This is a genomic window from Streptomyces minutiscleroticus, assembly GCF_014650875.1.
GTDB lineage: Bacteria > Actinomycetota > Actinomycetes > Streptomycetales > Streptomycetaceae > Streptomyces > Streptomyces minutiscleroticus.
The window spans coordinates 1-17,248 of record NZ_BMVU01000097.1 but is presented as its reverse complement, the minus strand read 5'-3'; the positions used below and the strand labels follow the sequence as shown (position 1 = coordinate 17,248).

Below are 17,248 nucleotides of genomic sequence, written 5' to 3'. Positions count from 1 at the left end.
CGACAAACGCGACTACATCTTCAACGGCACCCTCACCGTCACCGCCATCGTCATCTGGCTCCGCGACACCGTTCAAGAGCCATCAGAAACGACCTAGCCGGGGACGCCGGTCTGGGCCTCGACGCTCAGCTCGGCCCACTCGGCCGGCTGCGGCAGCCGGCTGCCGCCGTCGCCGAAGCCGTACGAGGAGCCCTCGCGGGTCCACGGGATCGGCACCCGGCAGCCGTCGCGGAAGCCGTCCTGACCGGCGCCGCGGAAGTACGCCGGGTCCTGGCCGCCGCCCGTGAGTTGCTGCTGCCCGGCCGCGCCGACCGTGCCCTTCAGCTGACCGCGCTCGCGTCCCCGGGCGAGACGGAGGCGCGGGAGCTGGCCAGCTGGGCGGACCCGTGCTTCACCACCTTCTTTTTCACCTCCAGGCCGGTGCTGGCCTGACTGGACATCCTGGAGGAGTACGCGCCGCATCTTCCGCTGGCCGACGAGACGGCGGATGTGTGGTCAGCCACCCCGTTCCTCGAACACCTCGCCGGTGCCGCCCCCGCACACCGCCCGGGCGGGGCTGGTTAGCCACGTGGAGCAGATCGCCGCCGCGTCCAGCAGCCGCCGCCCGTGCCGGACACACACCCGCTGCCAGCGCGGCAGGTATCGCACCATCGAGGCGGGGCTCCCGCTCGACCGAGAGCCGTACGAGTGCCTGGTGAAGGCCGTCCTGGCCTGGACCGGCCCGGAGGCGCTCGCCGAACGCGACTACGAGCAGATCGCCCTCCAGCTCACCGGCCACGCCCGCGCAGTCGCCTCCGACGTCCGCCGCCGCGCCGCCCGACTGCCGAAGGACAGCGGCCCACGGGCGCTCGCCGACGTCGTCCCGCGCGAGGCGGAAGGCCGGCTGTCCGTGACGATCGAGGGCACCGTGCGCTGCGTCCAGAACCGCGCCCGCCTCGTCCGCGCCCTCTACGAACGCCTGTATCGCCTGGAGGCCGCGCACCGCCGGGCCGTGTGACCATCCTCCGCACTCGGCGCGACCAAGGGCCCGGGTGCGGAGGGCTGCCCCCTCAGCAGGACTGCGCGTGCGCAGGCGCAGAATCTGGGCGCAGTGAGGCGAGCGGAGAGCGCTGACCTTTCTCCATCACGCGTAGCTGCTCCCGGTCGGTCTCGGGATGCGCGGGGACGACCGCGGTGACGGACGCCGTGGTGTCCAGCGCGACATCGACGGCCCTGGCCCAGCTGGTGCGAAGTGGACCTCGATCGACTGCGGGGAGCGGACCCGCCCGAGCCGGACCATGTGATCCCAGTCGATGTGGCGTGTCCGGAGCTGGGATGAGGCCTGCCCGGGTCAGAGGGAGCTCGAGGCCGGCACCACCATCGCGGCCACGAGGGGCGTACAGACGGCCGACCAGGCTCTGGCCGCCCTGGTGCAGTAATCCGTCCCACCACGTCCCGGGCCCGGGCCGATGTCCAGGCGCCGGGCAGCTGCCCAGTTCTGGTGGTGCGGTCTGGTCACAGCGGCCGTCGGCCGGTCAGCTCGGCCCATACACTGCGGGCGTCATCGAGGGCTGCCCGCGCGTGCGGTAGTTTGAGGTCGGCGTCGTGGCGGACCCGGGTTTCCTCGAGCCGCTCGCGGGCCGCCTCAAGCGGCGCAGTGGCCTGGCGTGCCGCGCGTAGTCCAGCTTCTCGCACACGAATCTCCTCGGCGCGCTGCTTCTGCACCCGGTCCGTGGCCGCGACCGCGTTCTGGATCTGCACGGTGAACCGGCGCACCGCGTCCTCGGAGTGCTCCTGGTCCTCGTAGCGTTCCATCCGTTCACGCCCGTCGGGCTGGGTGAGATACACGTACGACCAGTGAGCGGAGCGGGCGAGTTCGAAGCGGACCTGCAGGTCCGCAAGCGGTACCTCGTCCTCACGGACGACGAGGGAGTGCTCGTACAGAGTGATGTCGCCCAGCTGCCCGATCCGCTCCCCGCGGCGCGGTGTGCGCAGCCGCTCGAGCTCCGTCTCCGCCTGGCGGATCCGGCGCCGGTAGGCCCACTCGGCCCGCTGCACCCCGGCCAGCGCCTGCCACCGCTCACGGCGCGCGGCCCTGCCCACCTGGCGTACGGCATTGCGCGCATTCCTCAGGGCCTCGCGCGCCGCACGGTGCTCCTCGTGGAAGGAGTATCTCCATCCACCCGGGTACCGCACCAGCCGCTGAAGCATCCACGCCACTGCCAGGGCCGCCACGGCGACGGCCCACCCGATCACGATCATGCGTATCCCCCTCCTGCGACGCCACAGCGGCAGCCGCAGCCGACGACAGCAATAGCGGTGCGTGGCAAAGCCGGTCAACTCGCCCTGGTCGCGCCGGTGATCCGCAACCCCCGGGCAGGGGTGGGCACGGCGGCGGGCTCCAATGATGCGCGCGTGAGAGGAGATGCCCCGGAGGCGGCGACCGCGGCGGGCCAGCAGCGAGACACAGCGCGGCCAGATGACGCGCGAGTTTCCTGATCGCCCGCCGTGAGCAGCGCACCGACGGCAGCAGCCCCGACCCGCCATGCGCCGGTGTCCCCGGGAGAGGGGACAGCGGCATTCCGTCCGACCGGCCGCCTCGGCCCGGAAGACCCGTACCAAGCCGCACTATGCCGGGAGCGGGCACCGGTCCTGCTTCCAGACCGAGGTCCTGCACCGGCTCGCGGGCGGGTACGTTCAGCGGGCGGACCTGGTGGTGCGGGCGCCGGCGGCGGGGGTGCCGGTGATGCTGCTGGAGATCGACCGCCGTACCGAGGACGCGCACGAGCTGGTGCACAAGCTGCGCCGGTACGGGGAGTGGGGCCGGCTGCTGCCACGGGACGCGGACAAGCGCGCCGTGGACCTGGTCCGTTCCCGGCCGGACGCGATCGAGGACGTCGGCCGCGACAAGCGGCTGTGGCGGCGGGTCTACCCGCCGGCCGGCCGGGAGGGCCTGGTGCCACTCACGTTCGTGTTCGCCGACACCACCAAGGCCAAGGTCGCCAACACGGTCGCCGTGCTGGAGGAGGCCGGCCGCCGCTACTGGGCTCCGCGCGGGTACGAGACCTACTGCCGTCAGGCGATCGCGGCCAAGGACTACAGCCAGGCCGTGCCGGTCGTCGTCACCACCCTGGAGCAGATGACGGAGCACGGCGCGGACGCGGCGGTGTGGTGGCGCCCGGGCCGCGCGGACGAACAGACCCTGACCGACGCGCTCGACAACCCCGACGGCGATGCTCTCTGCCGCCGCCTGCCCCCACCCTTCCGCGATCATGCTTCGCACACGAAGAAGCCCCTGCTCATCGAACAGGGACTCCCTTTGCCGCAACGCACTCACTCACGCGGTTCCCTGCGCCCCTTTGGCCCCGCTCCGCGGAGTGAGTCCGCGGAGCGGGGGGGCTGGGCACGCATGTGGTCGTGGACCCGGGACATGATTTCGGCGAGGCGGGACAGGTCGTCGCCGGTCAGCGGGTCGAACAGCAGGCGACGGGCCAGCCGGACGTGTTCCGGCACGCTGCTGCGCAGCAGCGTGCGGCCGGCGTCGGTGAGGGCGACGGCGATGGCGCGGTCGTCGTCGGGGTCGGGTCCGCGGGAGATCAATCCGGCCTTCTCCAGCTGTCCGGCCTGGTAGGTCAGCCCGCTGCGGCTGTATACCACACCATCCGCCAGCTGGGTCATGTTCTGCGTGCCGCCGGCGTCGAACAGCCGGATCAACAACTGGAACTGCACGAAGCTGAGGTCGACCGTGGCGCGCAAACGCTGTTCGAGCCGGTATTGGAGCAGGTTGACGGAGTCCAGGAGCGCGATGAGCGTCTTCAGCTCGGCCGGGTCCAGCGCATCGTCGTCACTCGGCCCGGCGTCCGGGCCGGGATCGGATTCGGGGCGGGTCTCGGTCACCCACTCAGCATATCGCTGCGAATTCGCAGCGCCTGCGTGACGCGCGTTACATCGGCCTCCTCTTTCGCTTCACATTCGAAGCAAACTATGGTTCAAATTGCTTCGAGTTCAAAGCAATCTGATCGGGGGAGTCGCCATGACCCACACCGCCGCCACCGACGCGGGGAGCGCCACCCCGCCCTTCCACGTCCAGTCCACCGCCCAAGTTCTGCGCGACGGCTTCCCCCTGTTCCCCCACCACGAGTCGGTGTCGGCGCTGTGGTCGACGAAGTGGCGGGACCTTTGCGCCGGCGGGGTCTACCCGTTCGGCGACGGGCAGCTTGCGGACTTCGAGCCGGTCTTCGCCGAACTGCGCACCGTTTCCGACGACGATCCGGCCATCCTGTACCGGCCGGACGACTACGCCAGGCCGTTCCTCCCGATCGGCGACCTCCTCACCGTCGCCGCGCAGGCAGCGGCGGAGCAGGGCGCGGTCGACCAGGCGCGGGAGTTGTTTCTGCGAGCGGCTGCGGTCTACCGGATAGCGCGGTTCCCCATCGTCCGCTCGCCGCTGGGCCAGGAGTCGTGGGAGAAGGGCAAAGCCGCCTATGAGCAGGCCGGGCAGTTGCTGGACCCGCCCAGCATGCAGGTCGCGATTCCGTTCGCGCACTGCGACACCGCCGCAGGCGACCACGACACCGACATCGCTGCCTATCTGCGCCTGCCCCGCGGGCCGCGGCCGGCCGCGGGGTGGCCCGTCGTGTTGTTCATCTGCGGCCTGGACGCCTACCGGACCGACCACACATCGCGCACCCAGGAGCACGTCGACCACGGCTGTGCGACGCTCTCCTTCGAGATCCCCGGCACCGGCGACTGCCCCGCGGCGCCGCACGACCCTGCGTCAGCCGACCGGCTGATGAGCAGCATCCTCGACTGGATCGTCGATACCGCCCCCGAGATCGGGTTCGACCCCGACACGATCCTCGCCCGAGGCGTCAGCACCGGAGGGTATAACGCGCTGCGGGTCGCCCACACCCACGCCGACCGCCTGTTCGCGGTGGTGGCGCAGGGCGGCGGCTGTCACCACATGTTCGACGCCGACTGGATTCACGCACAGAACCAGATGGAGTACCCCTTCGCACTCGCCGACGCACTGGCCTACAAGTTCGGCTACCGCGACGCGGACCCGACGGCGGCGATCGCCGCCTACGCCGCCGATGCCCACCGGTTCAGCCTCGCCGACTCCGGCGTACTGGCCTCGCCGGCGTGCAGGCTGCTCGTCATCAACGGGACGGAGGACTCGATCTTCCCGATCGAGGACAGCATCCTGGCCGGAACCCAAGGCAGCGGCACAGACCTGATCGTGCGGGGCGGGCGCCGGCACATGGGGAATCCCGGCGCCGAGCAGATTGTCTACGCCTGGCTCGACGAGGCGCTGGCGGCACGGGCCTGAGGCGGCGCGGGCGCGATGACCCGGCCCGCCGCACCGCGCGCAGCCCGAGACAAGACGAGACGAGATGAGGACGCAGAACAATGGTGTCAACCACGCAGCAGGGGCGTTTCGCAGGCAAGGCGGCCATCGTGACCGGTGGGAGCCGCGGGATCGGCGCGGCCGTGGCCCGGCGGCTGGCCGCCGAGGGCGCGGCCGTGGCGATCGGTTACCGGGGCAACCAGCAGGCCGCAGACGCGCTGGTGGCCGAACTGTCCACTGCGGGCGGCCGGGCGATCGCCGTCCAGGCCGACGTCGCCGAGCCGGCACAGATCGCGGCGCTGATCGAGCGGGCGGCGACCGAGTTCGGGCAGCTGGACGTGGTCGCCTCCTGCGCAGGCATCGAATACTTCGGCGCACTGGAGACGATCACACCGGCCGACTTCGACCGCGTCTTCGCGGTGAACACACGCGGGCAACTGCTCACCGTGCAATATGCCACGCCGCATCTGCCCGAGGGCGGCCGGATCGTGCTGACCTCCTCCGTGAGCGCCTCCAAGGCCGTCTTCCACCACACCCTGTACGCGGCCAGCAAGGCCGCCGTGGAATCGATGGTGCTGAACCTCTCGGCCGAGCTGGGCACCCGGGGCATCACCATCAACGCCATCGCCCCCGGCGGGACCGACACGGACATGGCCGCGGAGGCCGCGCCCCGCTACGTGCACCCCGACCTGTCCGGCACACAGGATCTGCCGCGGCTGCTCGGCACGCTGGCCGCCCTGCGGCGCTTCGCCCGGCCCGAGGAGGTCGCGGCGGGCTACGCCTTCCTCGCCTCCGACGACGCCGCCTACATGACCGGCCGCACCCTCCAACTGGACGGCGGGACGTTCTAGCCGACCAACCCACCGGCGAGCCGGTCCGTGAAGCGACACCGCGCACCTCTTGTCGAGCGCGTGCGGGCCGGCGGGCCTCTCAACGAGCCCGACTCCGCACGTCCTACGCCGGCGGCATACGCGGCTGCACCGACCACCCCGCCCCGACGCCGCGGGCAGGCCCCCCGATCCGGCGAGACAGCCCACTGCGAGAAAGACCGGCTGGAGGCAACCGTGAATACCGGACGAGTCGTCGTCATCACCGGAGCCGGAGGAGGCGTGGGAGCGCCGCTCGTCAAGCGCTTTGTGGACAACGGCGATACCGTTGTGGCGACAGACACCAACGCGGGCGTGCTCGACCGCCTGCGTGACGACCTTTCACATCCCGGCAGGCTGGTCGTTGAGACCGCCGACGTCTCCTCTGCGGAGGACTGCCGGCGGCTGGCCGAGACGGCGCGCCAGCTCAGCGGACATGTCGACGTGCTCATCAACTGCGCCGGCTTCTTCCCGATCACGCCATTTGAAGAATCTCCCCCGAGGACTGGCACCAGGTCCTCGACATCAACCTGACCGGGGCGTTCCTCATGGTTCGGGCGTTGCTGCCGCTGATGAAGCGCAACGGCGGAGGACGGATCATCAATTTCGGATCGGGCTCCGTCTACGACGGCCCCTACGCCAAGGCCGCAGCCCTGGTGCATACCCTGGGGCGGTGCCGCTGGCTGGAGCGCTCCAATCTGGCTGTTGCCGCCGCCACCGGCGTCATGTACCTCGAAGCTGCCGGGATACCCGTCAAGCCCGCCCGCGAGGACGCCATCGCCCTCAAGGACCTGCTGCTGGATTCCGCCTGCACCGCCAAGAAGATCGCCGCTCTGTTGAGGACCTGGCCCACCGCCACTTGATATCCACCGAATCGACGCCGCCTCGCCCGGAGCGATGCTGCTTGCCCGGCGTTCAAGGAACCGTAGTCGTTCATGACAGCGTTACGGCTGCAACCAGCGATATGCCAGTCGGCCTCCTCGTGAGGTGCGGCACCCCACACACGAAGGACGTAGCGGGCTCCCTGGAGGATCTGCCGGCCGGGCGGGAGGCCGGTGTCCGTGTGCACCATCACCTCGTGGCCGTCAGCGGGTCCGCCCTCAACGCCCAGTCGCATCTCCATGGCAAGATCAACGCGCCTCTCGCATCGCGGTAACGGGCGTAGCCATGAAGCCTTGCGACGACCCGCCTGCACAGGCTGTCCGAACCGGCACGGTGCTTGGTTGTCCTCCAGGCCGATACTGCCGATGCGATGACCTCCGACCTGCGCACTGCCGCCAGCACCGCCGGCGAGCAGCTCCGCACAGCCCTGGTCGACCAGCTCCAGGCGGGAGGGCACGTCCGCACGCTGGCAGTCGAGACCGCGCCGCACACCGCGCTCCGCCACCCCTTTGTGCCTGACGCCTCGCTGGCAGATGCCTACGCCGACGCGCCGGTAAGCATCGAGTGCGACATCGATGGCACGCCGATCTCCTGCACCGCGCAACCAGGGCCATCGTGATGACGCTGCAGCAGCTCAGGTCCGGCCGAGTGAGTCGATCCTCGAGATCGACGCCGGCGCCGACTACAACGCCGCCCCGCCGAGGCACCTGATCGGCAACAGCGGGCACATCACCACTCTCAACGTCGACGAGGGTCTGATCGCCGGTGCCCACGCGCAACGCACCGCAGCGGGCATTACCAAGGTCACCACCCTCACCCGCGGCGGTGCGCTCGACCATGCTTCTTTCACAACGGCCGGTGAGCATGACGGCGCCCGCCGAACAGTAAGAACTCCTAACAGAAGTGGGTGTGATCCCTTGGAATGCGGCCGTGAGATGGGGTGTTGGCCTTCGCGTGAGGAGGGGTGAGCAGCTTCCATGGATCGTGGTGGATGGGCTGTGGGCGCGGATCGAGCCGTTGTTGCCGGTCGTGCCGCGCGGAGCGGGCCGTCCGGGGCGTAGGCGTCTGGAGGACCGCACGGTCCTGTGCGGGATCCTGTTCGTGCTGTACACCGGCATTCCGCGGGAGTTTTTGCCCCAGGAGCTGGGGTTCGGCTCCGGCATGACGTGCCGGCGGCGCCTGCGGGACTGGAACGAGGCGGGGGTGTGGCAGCGGCTGCACGAATCACTCCTGGCCGAGCTGCACGCCGCCGGTGCGCTGGAGTGGTCGAGGGCGGCGATCGACGGCTCGCATGTGCGGGCCATGAAGGGCGGCCCACGACCGGACCGAGCCCGGTCGACCGTGCCCGACCGGGCTCCAGGCACCATCTGATCACCGAAGCGCACGGCATTACGCCGGCCGTGCCCCTGACCGGCGGCAACCGTGGGCGACGTCACCCAGCTCATGCCCCCTGCTGCAGGCCGTCCCGGCGGTGCGGGGACGACGTGGCCGACCCCGCCGGCGCCCCGAAGCGCTCCATGCCGACCGCGGCTACGACCACGACAAGTACCGCAAGCAGGTCCGGACCCTCGGGGTCACTCCGGTCATCGCCCGCCGCGGCACCGAGCACGGCTCCGGGCCGGGAGTCCACTGCTGGGTCGTCGAGCAGGGCTTCGCGCTGTTGCACTGGTTGCGCCGGCTCCGCATCCGCTGGGAGATACGCGACGACCTCCACGAAGCGTTCCTCAGCCTGGCCTGCAGCATCATCTGCTGGCGACGACTGAGAAACCTCGCCTTTTGTCAGGAGTTCTAAGCGAGGCGTCGGCCGGATGTCAGTCAGCTGACGGAGGCTGTCGGCACGGCCGCCGAGCCATTCTCGTGGAGACATCGAAACCGCCCGGTACCCGGGCGAGACCACGAGGAGCAGACCATGAACACCATCGCGCAGCACTGGATCAACGGACAGTGGACCGGATCCGGCTCGGTTCTGGAATCGATCAACCCGGCCGACGGCACCGTCGTCGGCTCGTTCTACGACGGTGGCGAGGCAGAGGCTTCGGCCGCCGTGGACGCCGCCGCCGCCGCGTTCGAGACCACCGCATGGGCGCGCACTCCCTCGCTCCGGGCGACCGCACTCAGCCGGCTGGCCGACGCCCTCGAGGCCCGGATACCCGAGGTTGCGGCCATGTTGTCCCGGGAGAACGGCAAGCTGCTGGGTGAGACCACGTGGGAGGTCAGCGGTGCGGTCGGGTGGCTGCGGTACGCGGCGGCCTCTGCGCGCACCCAGACCGCCGGGCGTGCCGCCGAGACGGCACCCGGCCAGTACACCCACTCGGTGCCCGAGCCGCTCGGTGTCGCCGGGATCATTTCTCCCTGGAACTCCCCCATCATGCTGACCGTGCGGGCACTGGGCCCGGCGCTGGCCGCCGGCTGCACCGTCGTGGTCAAGCTCCCGGCTCAGACGGCGCTGACCAATGAGCTTTTCGCGCAGGTCCTGGCCTCGGTCCCGGAGATCCCGGCGGGCGTGGTCAGCGTGTTCACCGAGTCCGGCAACACCGGGGCCCCGTTCCTGGTCTCCTCGGACAAGGTCGACGTGATCAACTACACCGGCAGTACGCCGGTCGGGCGCAGCATCGCGGCCGCGGCCTCCACCACGCTCAAGCGGCTCGGTCTGGAACTGGGTGGCAAGGCACCGATGGTGATCTTTCCCGACGCCGATCTGGACATGGTGATCCCCACCGTGGTGCAGTCGCTGGTGCTGATGAACGGGCAGTTCTGCTGCACCGGCTCCCGCGTACTGGTTCACCGGGACATCGCCGACCAGGTGCGCACCCGGCTCACCAGCGCGCTCGCGCAGGTGCGGCTCGGCTCGGGCGACGACGAGAAGGCCCAGCTCGGCCCGGTGATCGACCGGGCGTCCGCCCAGCGGGTGGACGCGATCGTCGAGGAAGCCGCCTCGTACGGCACGGTACTGCTGCGCGGCGGTGTGGTCACCGACGGCCCCCTGGCCGCCGGGGCGTTCTACCGGCCGAGCCTGATCGAGGTGGACCGCACCGACGTCCGGATCGTGCAGGAAGAGGTCTTCGGTCCGGTCCAGACGTTCGAGGTCTTCGACGACGAGGACGACGCCGTGACCAAGGCGAACGCCACCATCTACGGCCTGGCCGCCTCGGTGTTCAGCTCGGACTCGATGAAGGCCCGCCGGATCGCCCGGCGCATCCGCACCGGCACGGTATGGATCAACACCTGGGGGGCCATCAGCGAGGACTTCGAGGAGGGCGGCGTCAAGGGCAGCGGTTACGGCTACCTGTGCGGCCCGCGAGCGATCGAGGAGTTCCAGGCCCTCAAGGTGTACGTGGAGCAGGACCACACTCAATCCGCTCACTGACTGATCAGATCATGACCGGGCCGGCGCCCGCCCGGGCGCCGGGCCCGGGTCTCCGCACGAGAAGGCCGCACCATGCCGTCGATTCTGATCACCGGAGCGACGAACGGTCTTGGTCTCGCTCTGGCTGAGGAGTTTGCGGAAGCCGGGCACCAGTTGCTTCTGCACGATCGCAACCCGCAGCAACCGGTGCGGATCGCGCAGCGTTTCGGGGCCGAGCAATACATCGCCGACTTGTCCGCTCCGGCCAAGACCCAGCGACTCGCGGCCGAAGTGGCGGTACGGCACCAGCAGCGGCTGGCGGTGAACCATCTGAGCCCTGTGATGCTCATCCGGCAACTGCTGCCGCTGTTGCGCGCGGGCAGCCCATCACGCAGCGCCAACATCGCCTCGGCCGCGCAGGAACCGATGGAATCAAAACGATACGCAGCATTTCGATGTGGAGGGGTCCATGAACGAGAGAACTGTTTCCCACGCCTACGGTGCCGACGACCCTGGACTGCCAAGCCCACCGGCAGTGACAGACATCCGGCACACGCTCCGGGAGCAGAACCGGAACGCGTCCGCGAACACCGAACCCCGGCTCGGCCCCACCGTTCCGGCCGCCGTCCGGCGTTGGAAGCTGTGGCTCCTCACCGTGTGCGCTATCTACCCCACCATCGTCCTGCTGGGCCTGGCCACGAACCCTGTTCTGGAAGGTCTGTACCTACCGGTGCGACTCGCTGTACTCGTCCCGGCGGCAGCAGCAGCGATGGTCTGGCAGATCAATCCCCGACTGCAGCGGCATTTCGGAGCTTGGCTCACCAAATGACAAGCAGCCCGGCTCCGCCGCCGGCGTGTTCCGCGGCGCCCGCACACCACCGACCACTGCGCAGGCTCACGGCGCGAGGCCGCGACGAGACCCACCGCGGCGTCTCCTCACTGGAGCTCTTTTTCGACCTGTGCTTCATCGTGGCCGTAGCCCAGGCAGGCGCCCAGTTGGTGCACGCCATAGTCGAGGGACACACGGGCGAGGGGACCCTCAACTACTTGATGATCTTCTTCGCCATCTGGTGGGCGTGGATGAACTTCACGTGGTTCGCCTCGGCTTACGACAACGACGACGTGCTGTACCGGATCGTCACGCTGATCCAGATAGCCGGCGTGCTCGTCCTGACTGCAGGCATCTCCCAGGCGTTCGAGGAACACGCGTACCTGGTCGTCATCCTGGGCTATGTGATCATGCGGCTCGCCATGACGGCGCAGTGGCTGCGCGTGGCGCGGTCGAGCCAGGGCCCCGAGCAGACGATGGCGCTGCGGTACGCCATCGGGCTGTGCCAGATCGGCTGGCTGGGGCTACTGGCCCTGCCGGAGGCCGGCCGCCCGTGGGTCTTCCTGGTGATGGCGCTGCTGGAGATGGCCGTACCGCTGTATGCGGAGCGGGCCCACCCCACGCCGTGGCACCCCCGCCACATCGCCGAACGGTACGGGCTGCTCACGCTCATCGTGCTCGGCGAGACCATCGCGGCAGCCACCGTCGCCGTGAAGTCGGGGATCGACGAGCACGAGGCCCTGGGTGAGTTGCTGCCCATCGCCGCCGGCGGACTGCTGATCATCTTCGCCGCCTGGTGGGTGTACTTCGCGGTCCCCATCCACGGGCACCTCCGGTCCAACCGGCAGTCCTTCCTCTGGGGCTACGGCCATTACCTGATCTTCGTCTCGGGTGCCGCGATCGGGGCCGGCCTGGAGGTGGCGGTGGAGCAGGCGGTGGGCAAGGTGCACCTTTCGGCGCTGTCGGCGTCGGCGGCGGTGACGCTGCCGACAGCGCTGTTCCTGCTCACGGTGTGGGCGCTGCACTCGCGCTTCTACAAGGTGGGGATCGCCCAGCAGTCGGTGCTGCCGGCCACGGCGCTGCTGGTGGGCGTCTGTACGTTCCTGGGTCACTGGGCGGTGCTCGCGGCGGGGCTGGTGGCGGCGCTGGCGGTGGCAGCCGGGGTGACGCTGACGGCGCTCGGGGCGAGCCCGGAGCGCGGGAGGGGCGAGGAAAGCGTCGCGGTGCCAGTTCTGTGAGGGAACCCTCGCCGCCGCGGGAACCTGGCCGGCACGGCGTACGAGGGCGCCCGTGCCGTGCGCCCGGTGCACCTGCTCAAGCGACGGCGACACGTTGTTCACGCCGGCTACGGTGACGCATCCGCTCGGCACCGCGGACCCGCTGGCTCTGGACGACGTCGTCACGGTGGGGCGGGGACGCGGTGACCCACGCGACTGTACGCGCTGTGGGCACCGCCGAGTGGGTCGCGCACTCATCGACGGAGCCGAGACCAACCAAGGTCCTCAACGCCGCTCAGGCCGCCACCGTCGACGCCACCCACATCACCGTCATCAGCCAACTCGAAGGGCTCGCCGGGACGGCTGACATCGAGGACCTGTTCTCCGCCAAGGACTACCTCTGGCTCCACAACAGGCCACGTCACCAATCAACGAGGCAGTCCTGATCGCTGCCGACAAGCCCTTCCCGGTCCTCAAGCGCATCGGGATCGCCCGGGAGAAGCAGAACAAGCCCCGGACCGCGCGGGACTGGCCGGCGGGCGCCTTCCCGTTCAACCCATTGCCCGAAGGCTGCCGGGCCGCGCCAGAACGCCTGCTGCGCGTTGCTCGGGCCCCTTTTCGCCGCACGCCTCGCCGCCGGGGCGCGCCAGAGGGAGCCTCGGCGGGCGTGATGCCCAACCTGGACAGTCGCTCCTGCTGTTCGGTCGACAGCTGCGCCCATGTGCCCGGCTGGGTCTGCCGCTGGAGCCACCGTCCGATGTCGTCGCCATCCATCAGCACTGCGGGCTGGATTTCGGGAAGGCTGCCGTCGGCGCCGACCAGGTCGGCGAGGACGCGGTAGTGGCGTTGCCAGTCCAGGGCCAGGGGCAATTCCGGTCCGGGTCGATCGCGGCGAGCTGCTTCGCGCGTTCCGCGGCCCGCTCGGGGCCTTCCCGAGGCCGCCCTTGCCGGAGGTTGGCCAAGTGTTGCCCGATGGGCACCATCGCTTCGCCCTCGCCCCACTGCGTCCTGACGCGGTGCGAGGTGCCCTGTAGCCCGCCGGTAGGACCGAAGTGCGGCGAGCTTGGCCTCCCATGCCTCCTTCGCGCGGTTCCCAGACCATCCCGGCCTCGCGTGCGTCGAGCAGCTCTTTGCGCCGCGGTTCCAGCTCACCCGCCCGCAGCGCCTTTCTCTGCTGGTGAAGCCACCTCCCAAGCGGAGAAGCCTTCGTCGCGCCAACCCCGGTCCCGTGTCGTACGGGACGGCGTAGAGGCCGGTGATCTCGTTCTCGGCTCGCCAGCGCCGCAGGGCTTGTCAGCCCTGCGGCCAGATCCGGGATCCGGGTCGGTAGACACGGGTGCGCAGTGAGGCCGCGATGGTCGCTGGTCGCGCAGGGTGGAGAAGTGGAGCAGGGCGGACTCTGCAGCGGCGTCGGCGTCGTCGTGTCCCTGGTCTTCGCCGTCGTCCTCGCCGCCGGCGCCGGCGCCGATGATTCGTCGTCTTCGTCGCGTCGGACGTGAGTCTCGCGCTGTCCGCTGGTGTGTGCGCGGGAGGCGAGCTGCTCGACGAGTCGTTCATCAAGACTGCCGCATGCCTCTGGAGGACGGCGACGAGGGGGCGGTAGCTGGCGGAGGCGACCATGTCGGCCGGGTCTTTGCCGGGCGGGGGGACGACCGGCACGATGATCCACGTGACCTTCGTGCTGTCGTTGCGGTGGGGCCGCAGCGCCCGGCTGGTGTTCTGCATGATCTTCGTCTGGGAGCTGCGGGTGTCGGCGAAGCAGGTGGCTTCAGGCTCCGTTTGCCGGTGGGTGCGATAATTGCTGGTCAAGTGCGTGGCTGGTGGTTCGACTGCCTCGCGAGGCATAGCGAGGGACACGGCGGATGTGGGCGAAGTCAAGGACAGACATGGGCGTCGGCCCGACCGGACTGGTCGGCCGGGAGGGCGAGCTCGCCGAGCTTGCGGCGTTCCTGGACATGGCCGGGACGAACGGAGCCGCCCTGCTGCTCACCGGTGATCCGGGCGTGGGCAAGACGGCACTCCTGGACGCGACCGCCGAGCTGGCGGTGGCGAAGGGAATGCGGGTCGTCCGCGGGAGCGGCGACGAGTACGAGACGGACATCAGCTTCGCGGGACTCCATCAGCTCGTCGGCTCGCTGCCGGACGAGCTCGGTCGTCTGCCGCATTCCACGCGGGAGGCCCTCGAGGTCGCCCTCGGGCTCGGCGCCGGTCCCGCGCCGAGCCGGATCGCCGTCCTTAACGCGGCACTGTCCCTGTTCGACGAGGCCGCGAAGGAGCGGCCGTTGCTCCTCGTGGTCGATGACCTTCATGCCGTCGACCAGGCGAGCCGGGCCGCGGTGGGTTTCGTCGCCAGAAGACTGGGCGGTCGCCGCATCGGGCTGCTCGGAGCACAGCGAGAGGAGTCCGACGAATCCTTCCGGTCCACCGGTCTGCCGGAGCTCGAGATCGCGCCGCTGGACGACGCGGACGCCCTGCGACTGCTGTCCCGGCGCTTCGCCCACCTCCCCCGCCGGGTCCTTTCGACCTTGGCGCACGAGGCACAGGGAAACCCCCTGGCTCTGCTCGAGTTCGCCGGGTCCACCGGGGCGTCCGGCGGCCAACACGGCCAAGGGGCGGGGTGGGCGAGCGGCCAGGGACGGGACGTGCGCGCCCTGTACAGCGCCCGCGTCGGACGGCTACCGCAGAGAACGCGCGAGGTACTGCTGCTCGCGGCTCTCGAGGGCTCCGGCGACATCGGCATCCTCGAGGCGGCCGGCGGGCCGGGCGGGCTCGACGGGCTCGCTCCCGCGGAGCGCGACCACCTGGTCATGGTCGCGGAGAACGGCCGCACGGTGCGTTTCAGGCACCCGCTGGTCAGGTCCGCGGTGGTCGACGGTTCCACCGGCGAGCAGCGGCGCAGCGCCCACCGTCGGCTGGCCGACGCGCTGGGCGACCAGCCCGAGCGGCGCGGTGACCACCTCGCGAGAGCGACGACGGCGCCCGACGAGGCGGTCGCCGCCGTCGTGGAGTCGGCGGCCCGCAGCAGTCTGCGACGCGGTGACGCCGACGGCGCGATCGCGAGGCTGCGGCGCGCGGCCGAGCTGAGCCCCGACCGAGCAGTCCGCAGACGCCGCCTGTCGCAGGCCGCCTACGTCGCCGCCTGGGTCGCGGGTCATCTGGAGGTCAGCCACGAGATCATGCGTGAGGTCGAGGGCGATCCGGCGGTCCGGTCGCTCTCGGCGGCCGCGACGGCCGGCTTCCTCGTGCTCGTCACGGAAGGGGACGCCGACACCGCCCACGCGCTGCTGATGGAGGCGATCGAGCAGGCGCCGATGTCGCCCGGTCCGCCGTCCGGCGAGCTGGAGACCGCGCTGTTCACCCTCACGCTCGCCAGCCAGTACTCGGGCCGGCCCGAGCACTGGCAGCCTCTGTCCAAGGTCCTCGCACAGCTTCCCGCGGCGGCGCCCGCCGCCGCGGCGTCCCTGGGGCGCGTCCACCACGACCTCGGCTCCATCACCGACGGCATGCTGCGCCGCCTGGACGAGGAGATCGCGCGGCTGAGGGACCAGAGCAACGCCGACGTGGTCGTCCGCACCGCCCTGACCGCCTCCTACCTCGACCGGCTTCCGGGCTGTCGCGAGGCCGTGTCCCGGGTCATACGCGACGGCGACGCGGTGGGGTCGAGCATGCCGGCCCTGATGTTCGTCGCCCTGGACGACCTCTACACCGGCCGGTGGCAGCCGTCGGCCGACGCCGCGAACGAGCTCATCGCCCTGTCCGAAGAGACGGGATACCACTTGTTCGCCCAGGTGGGGCACTACATCGCCGCGATGGCCGCGGCCCAGCGCGGCGACCTCGACGCGTGCCGCCGCCACTGCGAGGACATCTGGGGGTGGTCAGGGCCCAGGGGACTGCGGCGGCTGGAGAACTGCGCCCACCAAGCGGCGGCCCGGGCGGCCCTCGGCGCCGCCGACTTCGAGACAGCCTTCCGGCACGCCACAGCGATCTGCGCCCCGGGTGTGCTGCCGCCGTTCAACCCCGAAGCCGTCTGGTCCGCGCCGGACCTCGTCGAGGCCGCCGTGCGCACCGGGCGGCACGCGGAGGCGCGACGGCACGCGGACGCGCTGCGCGACGCCGGTGTCGGCCACCTCTCGTCGCGGCTCGCGCTGAGCTCGGCCACGGTCACGGCGATGACATCGGCTGCCGAGGACATGGTCCGGTGCTTCGAGGAGGCACTCGCGCTGCCGGGCGTCGAGCAGTGGCCCTTCGAGGTCGGCCGTGCTCGTCTGGCGTACGGCGAGAGGCTGCGCCGTCAGGGGCTCAACCGTGACGCCCGGGTGCAGCTGGCCGCCGCCCGCGACCGCTTCGCGGAACTCGGGGCCCGTTCGTGGGAGGCCCGGGCCGCGGCGGAGCTCCGCGCCACCGGCATGACGCGGACCGGCCGGGGCAAGGCCGGTGAGGCCCTCACCCCGCAGGAGCTGGAGGTCGCCAGGCTGGCGGCGACGGGGCTGTCCAACCCGCAGATCGCGTCGCGTCTGTTCCTTTCGCCGCGGACCGTGTCGTCGCATCTCTACCGTGTGTTCCCGAAGCTGGGGATCACGTCGCGGGCCGAGCTCCGCGACGCACTGGAGGCGCTGCCTCCCGAGCCTTCGGCCACCCGGCTGTGAGAGCTGCCGGTCGGGTCCCAGCACTGCCCCGGTACTGGCCTAGGTCGTTTCTGATGGCTCTTGAACGGTGTCGCGGAGCCAGATGACGATGGCGGTGACGGTGAGGGTGCCGTTGAAGATGTAGTCGCGTTTGTCG

At 70.5% G+C, this 17,248-nt stretch carries 12 protein-coding genes and 5 pseudogenes; 13 read left to right on the top strand and 4 right to left on the bottom strand.

Annotation, left to right across the window (positions count from 1 at the left end; genetic code table 11):
- Nucleotides 1-96: 96 nt before the first annotated feature.
- Nucleotides 97-273 (bottom strand): annotated as a pseudogene (locus IE271_RS38145) (alpha-glucosidase); the annotation flags it as partial.
- Between the two features lie 376 nt (nucleotides 274-649).
- On the opposite strand from IE271_RS38145, the gene IE271_RS38140 reads away from it, so the two are divergent.
- Nucleotides 650-997: a DUF6415 family natural product biosynthesis protein gene (locus tag IE271_RS38140; protein WP_190195052.1), complete on the top strand. Its 348-nt coding sequence runs from the start codon at nucleotides 650-652 to the stop codon at nucleotides 995-997.
- A 497-nt stretch (nucleotides 998-1,494) separates the two neighbouring features.
- Here the strand turns inward: IE271_RS38140 and IE271_RS38135 are convergent, their stop codons facing one another.
- Nucleotides 1,495-2,241, bottom strand: coding sequence for a hypothetical protein (locus IE271_RS38135; protein WP_190195048.1), 747 nt, complete (start codon nucleotides 2,239-2,241; stop codon nucleotides 1,495-1,497).
- Between the two features lie 1,071 nt (nucleotides 2,242-3,312).
- Nucleotides 3,313-3,876 carry a MarR family winged helix-turn-helix transcriptional regulator gene (locus tag IE271_RS38130; protein ID WP_229919884.1) on the bottom strand — a complete coding sequence of 188 codons (564 nt, stop codon included), beginning with the start codon at nucleotides 3,874-3,876 and terminating at the stop codon, nucleotides 3,313-3,315.
- A 136-nt stretch (nucleotides 3,877-4,012) separates the two neighbouring features.
- Between IE271_RS38130 and IE271_RS38125 the strand changes: the two genes are divergently transcribed.
- The 11 genes and pseudogenes from IE271_RS38125 (at nucleotide 4,013) to IE271_RS42905 (ending at nucleotide 12,912) form a co-directional block, all read left to right on the top strand.
- Entirely contained in the window at nucleotides 4,013-5,308 is a 1,296-nt protein-coding gene (locus IE271_RS38125) for an alpha/beta hydrolase family protein (protein ID WP_190195047.1), read from the top strand.
- Between the two features lie 80 nt (nucleotides 5,309-5,388).
- Nucleotides 5,389-6,177, top strand: coding sequence for an SDR family NAD(P)-dependent oxidoreductase (locus IE271_RS38120; RefSeq protein WP_190195046.1), 789 nt, complete (start codon nucleotides 5,389-5,391; stop codon nucleotides 6,175-6,177).
- A 27-nt stretch (nucleotides 6,178-6,204) separates the two neighbouring features.
- Nucleotides 6,205-6,752: pseudogene (locus tag IE271_RS44205) on the top strand (SDR family NAD(P)-dependent oxidoreductase); the annotation flags it as partial.
- Nucleotides 6,753-6,764: 12 nt separating this feature from the next.
- Nucleotides 6,765-7,055: a hypothetical protein gene (locus IE271_RS38105; protein WP_229919885.1), complete on the top strand. Its 291-nt coding sequence runs from the start codon at nucleotides 6,765-6,767 to the stop codon at nucleotides 7,053-7,055.
- A gap of 389 nt (nucleotides 7,056-7,444) precedes the next feature.
- Entirely contained in the window at nucleotides 7,445-7,693 is a 249-nt protein-coding gene (locus tag IE271_RS38100) for a hypothetical protein (RefSeq protein WP_190195044.1), read from the top strand.
- A gap of 335 nt (nucleotides 7,694-8,028) precedes the next feature.
- A pseudogene (locus tag IE271_RS38095) lies at nucleotides 8,029-8,866 on the top strand (IS5 family transposase).
- Nucleotides 8,867-8,983: 117 nt separating this feature from the next.
- The gene (locus IE271_RS38090; protein WP_190195043.1) at nucleotides 8,984-10,441 is read left to right on the top strand and encodes an aldehyde dehydrogenase family protein; all 1,458 of its coding nucleotides are present in this window, start codon (nucleotides 8,984-8,986) and stop codon (nucleotides 10,439-10,441) included.
- Nucleotides 10,442-10,513: 72 nt separating this feature from the next.
- A pseudogene (locus IE271_RS44200) lies at nucleotides 10,514-10,666 on the top strand (SDR family NAD(P)-dependent oxidoreductase); the annotation flags it as partial.
- A gap of 223 nt (nucleotides 10,667-10,889) precedes the next feature.
- On the top strand, nucleotides 10,890-11,249 hold the full coding sequence (locus tag IE271_RS38080) for a putative antibiotic biosynthesis monooxygenase (RefSeq protein WP_190195050.1): 360 nt from the start codon (nucleotides 10,890-10,892) through the stop codon (nucleotides 11,247-11,249).
- A complete protein-coding gene (locus tag IE271_RS38075; protein ID WP_190195049.1) occupies nucleotides 11,246-12,487 on the top strand; it encodes a low temperature requirement protein A in 1,242 nt (413 codons plus the stop codon). Before IE271_RS38080 ends, IE271_RS38075 begins: the two co-directional genes overlap by 4 nt.
- A 182-nt stretch (nucleotides 12,488-12,669) precedes the next feature.
- Nucleotides 12,670-12,912: a hypothetical protein gene (locus IE271_RS42905; protein ID WP_229919882.1), complete on the top strand. Its 243-nt coding sequence runs from the start codon at nucleotides 12,670-12,672 to the stop codon at nucleotides 12,910-12,912.
- An 11-nt stretch (nucleotides 12,913-12,923) separates the two neighbouring features.
- On the opposite strand, the pseudogene IE271_RS42900 reads toward IE271_RS42905, so the two are convergent.
- Nucleotides 12,924-14,236: pseudogene (locus tag IE271_RS42900) on the bottom strand (helicase associated domain-containing protein); the annotation flags it as partial.
- Between the two features lie 116 nt (nucleotides 14,237-14,352).
- Here IE271_RS42900 and IE271_RS38065 point away from each other — a divergent pair.
- Nucleotides 14,353-17,112: an ATP-binding protein gene (locus IE271_RS38065; protein ID WP_229919881.1), complete on the top strand. Its 2,760-nt coding sequence runs from the start codon at nucleotides 14,353-14,355 to the stop codon at nucleotides 17,110-17,112.
- The last annotated feature ends 136 nt before the right edge of the window (nucleotides 17,113-17,248 follow it).

Bases quoted from the DNA above. Each gene is read 5' to 3' on its own strand.
- IE271_RS38135 (WP_190195048.1), bottom strand. From the start codon at position 2,241: ATGATCGTGATCGGGTGGGCCGTCGCCGTGGCGGCCCTGGCAGTGGCG.
- IE271_RS38125 (WP_190195047.1), top strand. From the start codon at position 4,013: ATGACCCACACCGCCGCCACCGACGCGGGGAGCGCCACCCCGCCCTTC.
- IE271_RS38120 (WP_190195046.1), top strand. From the start codon at position 5,389: ATGGTGTCAACCACGCAGCAGGGGCGTTTCGCAGGCAAGGCGGCCATC.
- IE271_RS38105 (WP_229919885.1), top strand. From the start codon at position 6,765: ATGAAGCGCAACGGCGGAGGACGGATCATCAATTTCGGATCGGGCTCC.
- IE271_RS38100 (WP_190195044.1), top strand. From the start codon at position 7,445: ATGACCTCCGACCTGCGCACTGCCGCCAGCACCGCCGGCGAGCAGCTC.
- IE271_RS38090 (WP_190195043.1), top strand. From the start codon at position 8,984: ATGAACACCATCGCGCAGCACTGGATCAACGGACAGTGGACCGGATCC.
- IE271_RS38080 (WP_190195050.1), top strand. From the start codon at position 10,890: ATGAACGAGAGAACTGTTTCCCACGCCTACGGTGCCGACGACCCTGGA.
- IE271_RS38075 (WP_190195049.1), top strand. From the start codon at position 11,246: ATGACAAGCAGCCCGGCTCCGCCGCCGGCGTGTTCCGCGGCGCCCGCA.
- IE271_RS38065 (WP_229919881.1), top strand. From the start codon at position 14,353: ATGGGCGTCGGCCCGACCGGACTGGTCGGCCGGGAGGGCGAGCTCGCC.